This window comes from Microbacterium sp. SLBN-146, assembly GCF_006715145.1.
Lineage (GTDB): Bacteria > Actinomycetota > Actinomycetes > Actinomycetales > Microbacteriaceae > Microbacterium.
The window spans coordinates 786,947-800,737 of sequence record NZ_VFMR01000001.1; the positions used below are offsets into that span (position 1 = coordinate 786,947).

At 69.7% G+C, this 13,791-nt stretch carries 14 protein-coding genes; 7 read left to right on the top strand and 7 right to left on the bottom strand.

Annotation, left to right across the window (positions count from 1 at the left end; genetic code table 11):
• Positions 1-79: 79 nt before the first annotated feature.
• On the bottom strand, positions 80-634 hold the full coding sequence (locus FBY39_RS03315) for a hypothetical protein (RefSeq protein WP_141930239.1): 555 nt from the start codon (positions 632-634) through the stop codon (positions 80-82).
• A gap of 49 nt (positions 635-683) precedes the next feature.
• Positions 684-1,322, bottom strand: coding sequence for a dihydrofolate reductase family protein (locus FBY39_RS03320; protein ID WP_141930240.1), 639 nt, complete (start codon positions 1,320-1,322; stop codon positions 684-686).
• A gap of 101 nt (positions 1,323-1,423) precedes the next feature.
• Between FBY39_RS03320 and FBY39_RS03325 the strand changes: the two genes are divergently transcribed.
• Both FBY39_RS03325 and FBY39_RS03330 read left to right on the top strand, forming a co-directional pair.
• Entirely contained in the window at positions 1,424-2,686 is a 1,263-nt protein-coding gene (locus FBY39_RS03325; RefSeq protein ID WP_141930241.1) for a sensor histidine kinase, read from the top strand.
• 38 nt (positions 2,687-2,724) lie between these two features.
• The gene (locus FBY39_RS03330; protein ID WP_396652295.1) at positions 2,725-3,372 is read left to right on the top strand and encodes a response regulator; all 648 of its coding nucleotides are present in this window, start codon (positions 2,725-2,727) and stop codon (positions 3,370-3,372) included.
• Positions 3,373-3,422: 50 nt separating this feature from the next.
• On the opposite strand, the gene FBY39_RS03335 is transcribed toward FBY39_RS03330, so the two are convergent.
• On the bottom strand, positions 3,423-3,992 hold the full coding sequence (locus FBY39_RS03335; protein ID WP_141930243.1) for an NADPH-dependent FMN reductase: 570 nt from the start codon (positions 3,990-3,992) through the stop codon (positions 3,423-3,425).
• A 220-nt stretch (positions 3,993-4,212) separates the two neighbouring features.
• Between FBY39_RS03335 and FBY39_RS03340 the strand changes: the two genes are divergently transcribed.
• Both FBY39_RS03340 and FBY39_RS03345 read left to right on the top strand, forming a co-directional pair.
• Positions 4,213-5,097, top strand: a complete 885-nt coding sequence (locus FBY39_RS03340) for an ABC transporter ATP-binding protein (RefSeq protein WP_141930244.1) — start codon at positions 4,213-4,215, stop codon at positions 5,095-5,097.
• The gene (locus FBY39_RS03345; RefSeq protein ID WP_141930245.1) at positions 5,094-6,215 is read left to right on the top strand and encodes an ABC transporter permease; all 1,122 of its coding nucleotides are present in this window, start codon (positions 5,094-5,096) and stop codon (positions 6,213-6,215) included. Before FBY39_RS03340 ends, FBY39_RS03345 begins: the two co-directional genes overlap by 4 nt.
• A gap of 138 nt (positions 6,216-6,353) precedes the next feature.
• Here FBY39_RS03345 and FBY39_RS03350 read toward each other — a convergent pair whose 3' ends face one another.
• Positions 6,354-6,734, bottom strand: a complete 381-nt coding sequence (locus FBY39_RS03350; RefSeq protein ID WP_141930246.1) for a VOC family protein — start codon at positions 6,732-6,734, stop codon at positions 6,354-6,356.
• A 70-nt stretch (positions 6,735-6,804) separates the two neighbouring features.
• Positions 6,805-7,272: a ribonuclease E activity regulator RraA gene (gene rraA / locus FBY39_RS03355; RefSeq protein ID WP_141930247.1), complete on the bottom strand. Its 468-nt coding sequence runs from the start codon at positions 7,270-7,272 to the stop codon at positions 6,805-6,807.
• Positions 7,273-7,377: 105 nt separating this feature from the next.
• Here rraA and FBY39_RS03360 point away from each other — a divergent pair, with 105 nt between their 5' ends.
• Genes FBY39_RS03360 through FBY39_RS03370 form a run of 3 tightly spaced genes read left to right on the top strand, consistent with a single transcriptional unit; the run spans position 7,378 to position 10,392 of the window.
• Positions 7,378-8,553, top strand: a complete 1,176-nt coding sequence (locus FBY39_RS03360; RefSeq protein ID WP_141930248.1) for a type III polyketide synthase — start codon at positions 7,378-7,380, stop codon at positions 8,551-8,553.
• A complete protein-coding gene (locus tag FBY39_RS03365) occupies positions 8,550-9,260 on the top strand; it encodes a methyltransferase domain-containing protein (RefSeq protein WP_141930249.1) in 711 nt (236 codons plus the stop codon). Before FBY39_RS03360 ends, FBY39_RS03365 begins: the two co-directional genes overlap by 4 nt.
• A complete protein-coding gene (locus FBY39_RS03370; RefSeq protein ID WP_141930250.1) occupies positions 9,253-10,392 on the top strand; it encodes an NAD(P)/FAD-dependent oxidoreductase in 1,140 nt (379 codons plus the stop codon). The genes FBY39_RS03365 and FBY39_RS03370 overlap by 8 nt, the downstream gene beginning before the upstream one ends.
• Positions 10,393-10,406: 14 nt before the next feature.
• Here FBY39_RS03370 and FBY39_RS03375 read toward each other — a convergent pair whose 3' ends face one another.
• The gene (locus FBY39_RS03375) at positions 10,407-11,240 is read right to left on the bottom strand and encodes a UbiA family prenyltransferase (RefSeq protein ID WP_260837420.1); all 834 of its coding nucleotides are present in this window, start codon (positions 11,238-11,240) and stop codon (positions 10,407-10,409) included.
• Between the two features lie 318 nt (positions 11,241-11,558).
• Positions 11,559-13,757, bottom strand: a complete 2,199-nt coding sequence (locus FBY39_RS03380; protein WP_141930252.1) for an ATP-dependent Clp protease ATP-binding subunit — start codon at positions 13,755-13,757, stop codon at positions 11,559-11,561.
• Positions 13,758-13,791 lie beyond the last annotated feature (34 nt).

Consider the following 13,791-nt stretch of genomic DNA (forward strand, 5'->3'; position numbering starts at 1 on the left):
CGAACCCGGGCGGTACGCAGCCCGGTCTCGGCGAGATCCCCGGTTTCGGCGGCGCATCCGGCACGCACCCGCGCGCCGTCTACTCCGGTTCGGGGGTGCAGCCGGCGGGCTCGGAGTTGCCGCTGATCGCGAAGTCGTCGCACGTGAGGAAGTGGGGGTGGTTGATCCCGAGGAAGAGCGCACCGACGGCGACCCCCAGCACGACGACCGCGATCAACCACTTCGTGCGGCGCCGCGTCTCGGCCGCGAAGTCGGGCCACACGATGCGCACGAGCACCCAGAGGGTGAAGGGGATGCCGACGAGGACCGCCGCGAGCGCGAAGAGGTCCACGATCGCCACCGCGAGATCGGTCGTCTCGTCTTCGACGACGAAGTTGAGGAAGATCCACAGTGACGGCAGCAGGAGAAGCATCGCCCGCACGAGACGCCCACCGATCGGCTTGCGCTCGACCAGCACGAAGACGAAGGCCGCCGTCGATGCCGCCCACAGCGCCAGGATGTCGTCGAAGAAGATCTCCTGCCACGCGCCGAGGGTGAACGCCGGCCACCAGACGATGGCGGCCATGCCGACCATGACGACACCGACGGGAACGTCCCGGCGACGCTTCTCTTCGACAGCGGATACCTCGGTCACAGCCGCACGCTAGCGTGGGCCGTCGCGGCATCCGTGTTCCCACGCCGCGTCAGCCGTCTCGGTCGACGGCCTCCATGTCGCCCGTGATCGGGCTTCCCGCCGGCGCGTACCGCAGCTGCACGACGCCCCCGTCGCCGCTGATCGGCGGCTCGACGAGGCGGAGTCGGGCGGGGGTCGCGGCATCCGGGAACACTCTCTTGCCCTCACCCAGGACGACGGGATACACCCAGAGCCGGAGTTCGTCGTAGAGCTCCCGCGCGAGGAGCGTTTGGACGAGGTCGACGCTGCCGACCACATGGACCTCGGCGTGCCGGTGCCGCAGGGCTTCGACCTCGTGGCCGATGTCATCACCGATCCGCGTCGTGCCGGACCACTCGGGCTCGAATGCCCGGCGCGATGCGACGTACTTGGGCACGGCGTCGAACGTACGCCCGATGAGCCCGGCTGGACCGTCGGTGTGCTGCGGCCAGTACGCCGCGAAGATGTCGTAGGTCCGGTGGCCGAGCAGCAACGCGTCCATCGAGTGGATGTAGGCGTCGACCTGCTCGCCGACCATCGCATCGGGGATGGGAGCCTGCCATCCGCCCCACGGGAATCCGTTCGACGGGTCTTCGTCGGGTCCCCCGGGCGCCTGCGCCACGCCGTCGAGCGTCGTGAACAGGTCGATGACGATGCGTCCGCGTGCCATGGCTCCTCCTCGCCCCGACGATAGGCGTGAGGGCGTGCCGGAACAAGCGTCTCCACCCCCAGACGGATGCCGCGTGGCCGACGCCTGCGTACCGTGGAGGCATGATCGACTCATCGCCGCCGCTGCGCGCGCGCACACCGGTCACTCGTGACGGTCTCCGTGCCGACGTGTGGCTCGCGGGAGGCCTCCTCGTCGGCGCGATCCTCAGCACGGCGCTCGGCTCGGTCGCAGGGCTCTACGGCGAGGACACCCCCGGAATGGAGTGGGGCCTCCTCTACGCGGTCGGTCTGACCGTTCCCCTCGCCTTCCGTCGCCGGGCGCCGGTCATCGCGGCGGTCACGGTCGCGGTCGCGTTCTTCATCGCCGTGTCGTTCCGCATCCCCGAGGTGTACGTCGGCAACATCGCGCTGTTCATCGCCCTCTACACGGTCGGCGCGTGGGTCGACGATCGGCGCAGGGCGACGATCGTCCGCGTCTCGATCATCGTGGCGATGTTCGTCTGGCTGCTCGTGACGATGTTCCAGTCCGCCACGTCGCCCGACGACGACGGACTGTCCCGAGTCGGACTCTTCTCACCGTTCGTCGCGTTCATGCTGATGCAGCTCCTGGTCAACGTCGCGTTCTTCGCCGGCGCTTACTACATGGGTGATCGCGCGCACGTCGCCGCGCTCGAGCGCGCGGCACTGGAGGAGCGGACACGCGAGCTCGAAGCGGCTCGCGACCTTGCCGCGGCGCAGGCCGTCACTCTGGACCGCGTCCGGATCGCACGCGAACTGCACGACGTCGTCGCCCACCACGTCTCGGCGATGGGCGTACAGGCGGGGGCGGCCCGCGCGGTGCTGGAGAAGGATCCGGATGCCGCGCGCACCGCGCTCGCGGGTATCGAGGCGTCGGCGCGGTCGGCCCTCACCGACCTGCGCCAGCTGCTCGAGACCCTGCGCGAGCCCGGCGGTGAGCCGACAGAGGGGTCGACGCTGCGCCTCGACGACATCGGGTCGCTCGTAGCGCACGCGAACGAGAACGGCCTCCCCACGACGTTCACAGTCGTCGGCGCCCCTGTCGACCTTCCCGAGGTCGTGCAGGTCAACCTCTATCGCATCACCCAGGAAGCGCTCACGAACGCCCGGCGGCACAGCGGGCCCGACGCGACGGCCGACGTGCGCGTGCGGTACGGCACGGACATCGAGCTCGAGATCGTCAGCAGCGGCCGCAACACGTCATCGGGGACCCGCACGGGGCTCGGCATCGTCGGAATGCGCGAGCGCGCGGCCGCGTCGGGCGGTCGCATCGAGATCGGTCCCCGCACGCGCGGCGGGTTCCTCGTGCGCGTGAAGGTTCCCGCTCCCGCGGCGGTGCTCGCGTGAGCCCGATCCGCGTCCTCCTCGTCGATGACCACGCGGTCATGCGGGCGGGCTTCCGGATGATCCTCGAAGCGCAGGAGGACATCGAGGTCGTCGGCGAGGCGGCCGACGGTGAGGCGTCTGTCGCCGCGGCATCCGCCCTCCGCCCGGACGTGATCTGCATGGACGTTCAGATGCCGGTCCTCGACGGAATCGAGGCGACCCGCCGGATCGTCGCCGACCCCGCACTGACCGCCGCCGTCGTGATCGTGACGACCTTCGACCGCGACGACTACCTGTTCGAGGCCCTTTCGGCAGGAGCGAGCGGCTTCCTCCTCAAGAACGCCGGTCCGGAAGAGCTCGTGACGGCCGTACGGGTCGCGGCGGCCGGCGACGCCCTCCTGGCACCCGAGGTCACACGGCGGGTGATCGAGCGGTTCGCGGGGCAGCATCCCGCCTCCCCCGCGTCGTCGGCGGCGAGTCCGTCGGCCGCGCGCACGACGACCGGCGCCATCGCCGCCCCGCTCACCGACCGTGAAGAGGAAGTGCTGCGGCTCGTCGCACAGGCGATGAGCAACGCCGAGATCGCGCAGCGCCTCTACATCGGGGAGGCGACCGTCAAGACGCACGTGTCGAACATCCTGCAGAAGCTCGGGGCGAGGGACCGCGTCGCCGCCGTCGTCTACGCACACCAGCACGGCCTCGCCTGAGGCTGATCCCTCGGCGAGGCCGTGCGACGTGATGGAGTGACGAACCTGGGTCAGGCCGAGACGGGCACCCGTGCGTAGCGGTCGACGAGCGTCCCGAAGGCCTCGAGGTAGCCGACGAGGAACTCGGCCATCTGGTCGTCGGTCACTTCTCCCGTGTCGGTGAAGACACCGGGGAGGGACTGGATGTACGCCTCGGGCTGCCCGAGGGTCGGAGCGTTGTAGTGGCTCAGGATCGCCTTGAGGTGCTGCTGCGCCGCGGCCGTCCCGATCGGGCCACCGGAGGTTCCGATGACGGCGGTCGGCTTGCCGTTGAAGGAACCCTGACCCCACGGGCGCGCCGACCAGTCGAGGGCGTTCTTGAGGACGCCGGGGATCGAGCGGCTGTACTCGGGCGTCACGATGATGACACCGTCGACGTCGTCGATGGCCTGCTTGAAGTCACGCGCGACCTGCGGGAAGTCGGCATCGAAGTCCTGCGAGTAGAAGGGCAGATCCTTGATCGGGATCTCCACGAGCGTCGTGCCCTCGGGAGCCAGACGCTCGAGCGCCTTGGCGAGTCGCCGGTTGATCGACGTCGACGAGATGCTGCCGACGATGTAGCCGATGGTGCGGTCGGTCATGTGCGTTCCTCACGTGAAATGAAAGGCGTCCCCGGCGGGGACCACCGTGGACGTTCCACCGGTGTCAAGGAACCGTGTCAGCGGTCTATTCCCGCGCATAGAGTCTTCCCAGGTAACCTCGTCTCCCCCGCGAGGTGGAGAGGGCAAGACCCGCCCTGAGGGGGATGCCGCGACCCGCACCCCTCCGTAGCGTCGATGTCATGGACCACAGGAGGATCGCATGCTGACTCTGACCGGCATCACGAAGAGCTACGGCGGACGCCGCGTGCTCGACGACATCGGCTTCGACGTCCGCCCGGGGCGCCTGACGGGCTTCGTCGGCGGCAACGGAGCGGGCAAGACGACGACGATGCGCATCATCCTCGGGGTGCTCGCGAAAGACGACGGCGTCGTCGCGCTCGACGGAGCGGCCGTCACGGCCGCCGACCGGCGTTCGTTCGGGTACATGCCCGAAGAGCGGGGCCTGTACCCGAAGATGAAGGTGCTCGACCAGGTCGTCTACCTCGCACGCCTGCACGGGTTCTCGAAGTCCGACGCGACGGAGCGCGCGCGTGCACTGCTCGAGGAACTCGGCCTCGGCGAGCGCCTCGGCGACAACATCGAGACACTGTCGCTCGGAAACCAGCAGCGCGCGCAGATCGCCGCCGCCCTCGTCCACGATCCGAAGGTGCTGATCCTCGACGAGCCGTTCTCGGGTCTCGATCCGCTCGCCGTCGATGTCGTCGCGACCGTTCTGCAGCAGCGGGCAGCCGACGGAGCCTCGGTCCTCTTCTCCTCGCACCAGCTCGATGTCGTCGAGCGGCTGTGCGACGACCTCGTCATCATCGCCGGTGGAACGATCCGGGCGGCCGGCCCGCGTGACGAACTGCGAGCGCAGCACTCGAACCGTCGCTACGAGCTCGTTTCGACGGGCGACGCCGGCTGGCTCCGTGACGAGCCGGGCGTCGACGTGCACGACTTCGACGGGGGCTATGCCCTGTTCGACGTCGATTCCGACGAGACGGCGCAGCGGATCCTCCGTCGTGCCGTCGAGCAGGGAGACGTCGCGAGCTTCTCGCCGCAGCATCCGTCCCTCGCCCAGATCTTCAAGGAGGTCATCCAGTGAGCACCCTCACGACACCGGCCCGCCGCACGCAGGGGCCTGCCGCCCCCAACTTCGCTCAGAGCACGTGGCTCGTCGCCGAACGAGAGATCGGCTCGAAGCTGCGCAGCAAGTCGTTCCTCATCTCCTTCGGCATCCTTTTCGGGATCGCCCTCATCGGCGTCGTCTGGGCCGGCTTCGCGGCGGGGAACACCTCCGGCACGCCGGTCGCCGTCACGTCCGATGCGCAGCAGCTGCTGCCATCGACGGCGGGACTCGAGATCACGGAGGTGTCCGACCGCGCTGCGGCGGAAGACCTCGTGACGGCGGGCGACGTCGATCTCGCGATCGTCGGCGACTCCGCCTCCCCGACGGGGTTCACCGTCATCGCCGAGAGCGACGTCTCCTCGACCGTGCTGCTCGGACTGTCCGTCCCGCCGACCGTCGAGCTGCTCGATCCCGCGGGAGCATGGAACTTCGTCGGCTACATCGTCGCGATCGGCTTCGGGTTCGTCTTCCTCCTGTCGGCGCAGATGTTCGGCTCGACGATCGCGCAGAGCGTCGTCGAAGAGAAGCAGACGCGCGTCGTGGAGCTCCTCATCTCGGCGATCCCGACCCGCGCCCTTCTGGCCGGCAAGGTCATCGGGAACACCGTGCTCGCGATGGGTCAGATCCTCATCCTGGCGGCGATCATCGTCGTCGGTCTCACCGTCACGGGTCAGACCGAACTCCTCCAGGGCATCGGAGCGCCGATCATCTGGTTCGCGATCTTCTTCCTCTTCGGGTTCATCCTGCTCGCGGCGCTCTTCGCCGCGGCTGCCGCGATGGTCTCGCGGCAGGAGGACATCGGATCGACGACGGGCCCGCTCATCCTCCTGATCATGGCGCCGTACTTCCTCGTCATCTTCCTGTGGAACAACGCGACGGTCCTGACCGTCATGTCGTACGTGCCGTTCTCGGCTCCCGTCGGCATGCCGATGCGCCTCTTCCTGGGGCAGGCGGAGTGGTGGGAGCCGCTGCTCTCGCTCGCCATCCTGTTCGTCACGTGCATCGCCGCGATCCTCATCGGAGCGAAGATCTACGACAACTCCCTCCTGCGGATGGGCGCGCGCGTCAAGCTCATGGACGCTCTGCGCGGCTGAGCCGCGGCATCCGTCCCGGCTCTGCCGCGGCATCCGTCGAGAACCCGCGATCTCGCCGAGACTCCCCGTTGTGCGCGGTGTGCAACGGGGAGTCTCGGCGAGACTCCGGGTTCTCGACGGGTCAGGGTTCTCGACGGGTCAGGACTCGAGGACGGCGAGGACGTTGCCCGCGGGATCGCGGAACCAGGCGATCGGGGGGCCGCCGACCTCGCGGACGATGCCCTTCGAGTCGGAGGGGAACTCGTCATCCCCGTAGATCTTCGTCTGCACGCCCTTCGCGTTGAGGGCGTCCACGGCGGCGTCGATGTCGTCGACGGGGAAGTTCAGGATCGTGAAGCTCGCGGGCTCGTGGTTCGGCTTCCCGTAGATGAGGATGTGCCCTCCCGACGAGAGTCGCAGCTCGAGGAAGCCCATCTCGTTGTCGTGGACGTCGAGCTCGAGCGTGTCGCGATAGAACGTGCGCGCCGCATCGATGTCATCGACGGAGAAACCCCCGAAGGCGCGGTCGGTATCGAACATGGACGGACCTCCCGATCGTGGAGTCTCCAGCATCCGCCGATCTCCGCGCGATGTCGAGGGGGTGGAAGCTTCAGCGCTCGACGAGGATGCCGTCGGCATCGGCCCACACGTGCAGGCCAGGAGCGAAGACCACGCCCGCGATCGTGACCGGCACATCGACCTCGCCAACACCCGCCTTGGCGCTCTTGCGCGGATTCGAGCCCAGCGCCTTGATGCCGAGGTCGAGACGCGCGAGCGCCTCGCGGTCGCGGATCGCCCCGTTCACGATGATCCCGGCCCACCCGTTCTCGACCGCGGAAGCCGCGATGAGATCGCCGACGAGCGCGGACTCGAGCGACCCACCGCCGTCGACGACGAGGACGGCGCCGTGTCCGGGCGACGAGAGCACCGACTTGACGAGGGCGTTGTCGCGGTGACAGCGGACGGTGCGCACGGGCCCGTCGAACGCCGCGCGTCCGCCGAGGTCCTGGAATTGCCGCGCGACCGAATCGAGTTCTTCGCCGCGCTCGTCGTACAGGTCTGCCGTCGCGATCGTCATGCACCCACGCTACGCGGGCACGGCTCGCGGCGACGGGACAATAGACGTCTTGTCATACGTGCGCCAGTACGAGCGCGAAAGGCCCGAACGCGCCTATCGTGAAGCATGGTCCCGAGCATCCTGTCCATCGGCACGGCGGTGCCGCCGACGAGTCTGCGCCAAGACGACGTCCGCGACATGTTCGCGAGCCAACCCGGTCTGAGCCGGAGAGCCCAGCGACTCATCTTCGCCGCCTTCGAGGCCTCCGCGATCGATACTCGCCATACCGTGCTTCCGGAGCTCGCCGGTGACGCACCCGGGGGCCTCCGCGTGCGGGCCGACGGTGGCGCGCTCCTCGCCCCTCGGACGGGGGCTCGCAACGACGAGTATCGCCGGAGCGCACCCGCCCTCTTCGCCGCCGCATCTTCGCAGGCGCTGTCTCGCGCGGGTATGAGCCGCGCGGCCGTGACCCACGTCGTGACCGTCTCCTGCACGGGCCTCTACGCCCCGGGACCCGACGTCGACCTGATCCGCGACCTCGGCTTGAGCGCCGGTGTGCAGCGGTTCCACCTGGGCTTCATCGGATGCGCCGCCGCCATGCCCGCGTTGCGGCTCGCGGGCCACATCGCCGCGAGCGACCCGACAGCCGTCGTCCTCGTCGCGACGGCGGAGCTCTGTTCGCTCCACTTGCGGAGTTCGGAGGACCCGGAGCAGATCGTCGCGGCATCCGTCTTCGCCGATGGCGCCGCCGCCGTGATCGTGACGGCAGACCCGACCCATGAGGACCGCGAACGTCTCGAACTCGACGGATTCCAGACCAGGCTCCTCCCCGAAGGCGCGCAGGACATGCAGTGGATCATCGGCGACACGGGCTTCGAGATGACCCTCACGGCGCAGGTTCCGCGCCTGGTCGGCGCCCACGCCCGCGCGGCGCTCGACGGTCTCCTCGGTGGTGAGACCCCGATCGACGCGTGGGCCGTGCACCCCGGCGGTCGCAGCATCCTGGATCGCGTCGAGGCGGCTCTCGACGCACCGCAGGATGCTCTCGCCGTCTCGCGCGACGTGCTCCGCACCTACGGGAACATGTCCAGCGCCACCGTGCTCTTCGTCATCGACGAACTGTGGAGGAACGGCGTCGCCGACAACGACCGGATCGGCGCTGTCGCGTTCGGGCCGGGGCTCACCGTCGAGTCAGCGCGGCTCGTCCGGCGAGAGGGGGTCGTTGCGGCGACGCCCGTCGCCGTTTCGACCGAGAGCGGCGCGCGCGTGCGCCCCATCGAGCGCGAGACGATCCCCGGATGATCACGGCGACGCGCCTCGACCTGAGCCGACGGGACCCTGACCTCCGCGAGCTCATGGACGACCCCGCGTGCGATCCGCGGCGACTCGCGGCCACCTACGCGCGGTTCGGCGTCGTCAACCGCCTCGTCTCGGCGTGGGGGCGCGTCTATCGTCAACTCCTGCGCCCCGAGCTGCAGCGCCTCGGGCGCCCCGCCCGCGTCCTCGACCTCGGATCGGGGGGCGGGGACGTCGTCCGGCGCCTCGCGACGCTCGCGCGAGCCGACGGACTCCAGGTCACGTGGACCGGCGCCGACCCCGACCCGCGCGCGCTCGACGCCGCGCAGCGCACCTCGACACCCGGCGTCGCGTTCGTGCAAGCGACGTCGTCCGAACTCCGTCATGCGGGCGAGCGGTTCGACGCGGTCCTCTCCAACCACGTGCTGCACCATCTCGACGACGACGAGCTCCAGGTCTTCGCCGCCGACTCGCTCGCTGTGTCGACGGGCCCCGTCCTCCACGGCGACATCGCGCGCAGCGCAGGCGCCTACGGACTGTACGCCGTCGGGATCACTCCCCTCGCGCCCGGCACCTTCCTCCGGACCGACGGGCTCCGCTCCATCCGCCGCAGCTACACGCCCGCCGAGCTACAGCCCGTTCTGGGATCGGACTGGCGCGTCGAGAGCCCCGCAGCCTTCCGCCTGCTCGCAGTCGGGAGGGGCCGTGGCTGACGTCACCGTCATCGGAGCGGGGCCGGTCGGCCTGCTGCTCGCGGGACAGTTGAGCCGGGCCGGCGTCGAGGTCGAGCTGCTCGAACGCCGGCCGTCGGCATCGGCGGGCTCGCGTGCGATCGGCGTGCACGCCCCCGCCCTCGCCGCCCTCGAGCCGTCGGGCGTGACCGAGCGTCTCCTCGAACGGGCGACGCGCGTGGGGCGCGGCGAAGCCCGTTCCGCGGGTCGCGTCCTCGGCGCCGTGCGGTTCGATCGGCTGTCCGCGCGCTTCCCGTTCGTCGCGACCATCCCGCAGGCGGCAACGGAGGCAGTCCTCGCCGCGGACGCGCCGGAACCGACCCGCAGTGCGCTCGTGTCGGCCGTCCTCCCTCGCGGCGATCGCGTCGTCGTGCGGGCGGGCGTGTCGGGCTTCGTGACGGAGCGCGAGAGCCCGATCGTCGTTGTCGCGTCGGGCACCGGCGGGCGCGACCTCGTCTATCGCGACAGCGCGGCGCGTGTGCGCACGTATCCCGACCGGTATGTCATGTCGGATGCCGCGACCCCGCCCTCCGCCGACGATGAGGTCGCCGTCGTGCACCTCGATGCGGCGGGCGTCCTGGAATCGTTCCCCCTGTGGGATGGACAACGACGATTCGTCGCGTGGGATGCGCCCGACGCCGACCCCGATCCGTCGGCGCGCGTCGATCGGCTCCGCACCGCCGTCGCCGCGCGGGGCTATGACGCGAGCGGGATCAGCGAGGCGTCGGGCTTCGGCGTGCGGAGGTTCGTCGCGCCGCGCCTGCGGAACGGCCGGATCTTCACGATCGGCGACGTCGCCCACGAAGTGAGCCCTATCGGCGGACAGGGGATGAACCTCGGGTTCCTGGATGCCGCGACCCTCGCTCCTCTTCTCATCGAGTGGATCCGGACGGGCACCGCCCCCGACGCAGCGCTCGACGACTGGGAACGGCGCCGCGTGGCATCCGCACGGACCGCCGCCCGCCTCGCAACGGCCAATACGGCGCTCGGGCGTCGGCTGGGTCGCGCGGCCGACGGCGTGCGGCGAACGATCGTGCGCGCCATGCTCGCTCCGCCGATGGGCGGGGTGTTCGCCCGCGCGTACGCGATGGGCTTCGACCGCGACGCAGGCTGACGCTCGACGGAGCGTCAGGCGGCGAGCGCCGAACCCGAGGCGACGAGCTGCGCTGCGAGCAGCAGGGCCGCGCCCATGACGAGGCGGAAGAGGATGCGCCCGGGCGGACGCACAAGCGCGCGGATGACGGTGACGACCGCGACTGCGACGACACCGGTGAAGAAGATCCATGACAGGGGTGGGATCGTGCTGATGTCGCCGTCAGTCGGACCCAGCAGCACGGCGACGGCGCCGCCGACGACCGCGATCGCTGCCATCGTCGCGGAGACGCGGCCCCCGAGCCGGTGCGGGAGGCCGCGGATCCCCGTGCGCGCGTCGTCGTCGAGGTCGGGGAGGACGTTCGTGAGGTGGACGGCGGCGCCGAACGCCGCGCCCGCGATCCACGCCCACCCGGCGGCGACGGCCGGGTCGGGCGCCGAGAGCGTCGCGAGAGAGGGGAAGGCGCCGAAGCTCAGCAGGAACGGAACGATCGACGCGGACGTCGCTTTGAGCCCCGCGTTGTACGACCAGGCCGAGCCCAGGACGAGGGCGTGGAGCGCCAGCATCCGCCACCCGAGCGGTGCCGAGAGCAGGAGCGCGGCAGCGAGCGCCGTGAAGGCCGCGGACGAGGCCTGGCCGACGCGGATGTCTCCGCGGGCGATCGGCTTGTCGCGGCGTCCGACGGCGTGATCACGTACCGCGTCGAAGGCGTCGTTGGAGATGCCGACCGACAACTGACCCGCGAAGACCGCGAGCGTCAACAGCACGAGCCGCCACGCCTCGAGCGACACGGCGAGTCCGAGCGCGAGGGCGAGGGCCGACACGACGAGCGTCGGTCCCGGATGGGAAGCCCCCCACAGCCCTCGCACGATGCCCACCCTCGATGTTCTCACCCCCGCCCCCCGCCGGGCCCCGTCCGACCCGGTCCGGCGCTCGGGGTCCCGCCCCCCGTCCGCCCCGGGCGCGGGCGCGGGGTCCCACGGCATCCCGGCCTCTCTTCGCCGAAAAGACCCGAACCGCGGCTTCTAGGGCCGAACTCGCGCAGTTCGCGTCTTCTCGGCCACTACGGACAGACCCCGCGACGGATCGACCCCTCCTCGCCGAAAAGACCCGAACCGCTGATCTCGGGGTCGAAATCTCGCAGTTCGGGTCTTCTCGGCGCACCGGGGGCAGGGATGCCGCGGGGGTCAGTCCTCGACGATCTCGGCGTCGACGACGTCCTCGTCGAGGTCGGCGGGCGCCTCGCCGTCGCTCGTCAGCACGAGCGACGAGCCGTCGAGCGCGACGTCGACGCGCACGACGTCGCCATCGCGGACCGCCCCTCCGAGGATCGCCATCGCGAGACGATCCTGGATCTCGGACTGGATGAGGCGCCGCAGGGGCCGCGCACCGTACAGCGGGTCGTAGCCGCGTTCGGCGAGCCACGCGCGAGCATCCGGTGTGACGGCGAGCGTGAGACGACGATCCTTCAGACGACGCTGGAGCGCATAGACCGACAGCTCGACGATCTGGGCGAGATCGTCCTCGGTGAGCGCGTGGAAGATCACGGTGTCATCGAGCCGATTGACGAACTCGGGCCGGAACGCCTGCCGCACGAGGGCGCGCACCTGCTCGGTCTTCTGCTCGATCGACAGCGTCGGATCGATGAGGATCGGCGAGCCGAGGTTCGACGTCAGGATCAGGATGACGTTCGTGAAGTCGACCGTCCGACCCTGCCCGTCGGTGAGGCGCCCGTCGTCCATCACCTGGAGCAGCACGTCGAACACCTCGGGATGCGCCTTCTCGACCTCGTCGAGCAGGACGACCGAGTACGGACGCCGCCGCACGGCCTCCGTCAACTGGCCACCCTGCTCGTATCCGACGTAGCCCGGAGGGGCGCCGACGAGACGTGCGACGGAGTGCTTCTCGCCGTACTCCGACATGTCGATCCGCACCATGGCGTGCTCGTCGTCGAACAGGAACTCGGCGAGCGCCTTCGCCAGCTCGGTCTTGCCGACACCCGTAGGCCCCAGGAAGAGGAACGAGCCTGTCGGGCGATTCGGGTCGCTGATCCCGGCGCGCGAGCGGCGCACGGCATCCGCGACCGTCTTGACGGCTTCCTTCTGCCCGATGAGCCTCTTGCCGAGTTCCGCCTCGAGGTGCAGGAGCTTCTCGGTCTCTCCCTGCAGGAGCCGTCCGACCGGGATGCCCGTCCACGCGGCGATGACCTTCGCGATGTCCTCATCGGTCACCTGGTCGCCGACCATGCGATCGCCCGCCGTCTCGGCCTTCTCCGCCTCGATGAGGCGCCGCTCGAGCGCGGGGATCTCGGCGTACAGCAGTCGCGACGCCTTCTCGAGGTTGCCTTCGCGCTGCGCACGATCGGCGTCGATGCGCGCGGCATCCAGTTGCGTCTTGAGGTCGCCGACGAGGTTGAGCGACGCACGCTCCTCCTCCCACCGGTGCTGGAGCTCGCCCAGACGCTCCTGCTCGTCGGCGAGCATCTCACGCAGCGCCGCGAGGCGCTCCTTCGAGGCGTCGTCCTTCTCGCGCTTGAGCGCCATCTCTTCGAGCTTCAGGCGATCGACGTGCCGGCGCAGCTCGTCGATCACGAGCGGCGCGGAGTCGATCTCCATCCGCAGACGCGACGCTGCTTCGTCGATGAGGTCGATCGCCTTATCGGGAAGCTGTCTGCTCGGGATGTACCGGTGAGAGAGGGATGCCGCGGCCACCAGGGCACCGTCGGCGATCGCCACCTTGTGGTGCGCCTCGTAGCGTTCCTTGAGTCCGCGGAGGATCGCGATCGTGTCCTCGACGCTTGGTTCGCCGACGTACACCTGCTGGAAGCGGCGCTCCAGCGCGGCATCCTTCTCGATGAACTCGCGGTACTCGTCGAGCGTCGTCGCGCCGATGAGGCGCAGTTCGCCGCGCGCAAGCATGGGCTTGAGCATGTTGGATGCCGCAACGGAGCCCTCTCCGCCTCCCGCGCCCATGAGGACGTGCAACTCGTCGATGAACGTGATGATGCGGCCCTCGGACTCGGTGATCTCCTTGAGGACGCTCTTGAGCCGTTCCTCGAACTGACCGCGGTACATGGCACCCGCGACGAGCGCGGAGATGTCGAGGGTGACGAGTTCCTTGTTCTTGAGGGATTCGGCGACGTCACCCGCGACGATGCGCTGCGCGAGGCCTTCGACGACGGCCGTCTTGCCGACGCCGGGCTCGCCGATGAGGACGGGGTTGTTCTTCGTGCGGCGTGTGAGGACCTGGCTGACCCGCCTGATCTCGCTGTCGCGACCGATGACGGGATCGAGCTTGCCCTGTCGGGCACGGTCGGTGAGGTTGATGCCGAACTGTTCGAGGGGGCTTTGCTGCTCCTCCTGTCCGGGCTGGGGCTGAGCGTTCATGTGGACTCCTGAAATCTATGCGGCTAAAACTTGA

Coding starts and splice junctions, on each gene's coding strand:
- FBY39_RS03325 (WP_141930241.1), top strand. CDS start 1,424: ATGATCGACTCATCGCCGCCGCTGCGCGCGCGCACACCGGTCACTCGT.
- FBY39_RS03380 (WP_141930252.1), bottom strand. CDS start 13,757: ATGAACGCTCAGCCCCAGCCCGGACAGGAGGAGCAGCAAAGCCCCCTC.
- FBY39_RS03330 (WP_396652295.1), top strand. CDS start 2,725: ATGCGGGCGGGCTTCCGGATGATCCTCGAAGCGCAGGAGGACATCGAG.
- FBY39_RS03335 (WP_141930243.1), bottom strand. CDS start 3,992: ATGACCGACCGCACCATCGGCTACATCGTCGGCAGCATCTCGTCGACG.
- FBY39_RS03350 (WP_141930246.1), bottom strand. CDS start 6,734: ATGTTCGATACCGACCGCGCCTTCGGGGGTTTCTCCGTCGATGACATC.
- rraA (WP_141930247.1), bottom strand. CDS start 7,272: ATGACGATCGCGACGGCAGACCTGTACGACGAGCGCGGCGAAGAACTC.
- FBY39_RS03360 (WP_141930248.1), top strand. CDS start 7,378: ATGGTCCCGAGCATCCTGTCCATCGGCACGGCGGTGCCGCCGACGAGT.
- FBY39_RS03365 (WP_141930249.1), top strand. CDS start 8,550: ATGATCACGGCGACGCGCCTCGACCTGAGCCGACGGGACCCTGACCTC.
- FBY39_RS03320 (WP_141930240.1), bottom strand. CDS start 1,322: ATGGCACGCGGACGCATCGTCATCGACCTGTTCACGACGCTCGACGGC.
- FBY39_RS03340 (WP_141930244.1), top strand. CDS start 4,213: ATGCTGACTCTGACCGGCATCACGAAGAGCTACGGCGGACGCCGCGTG.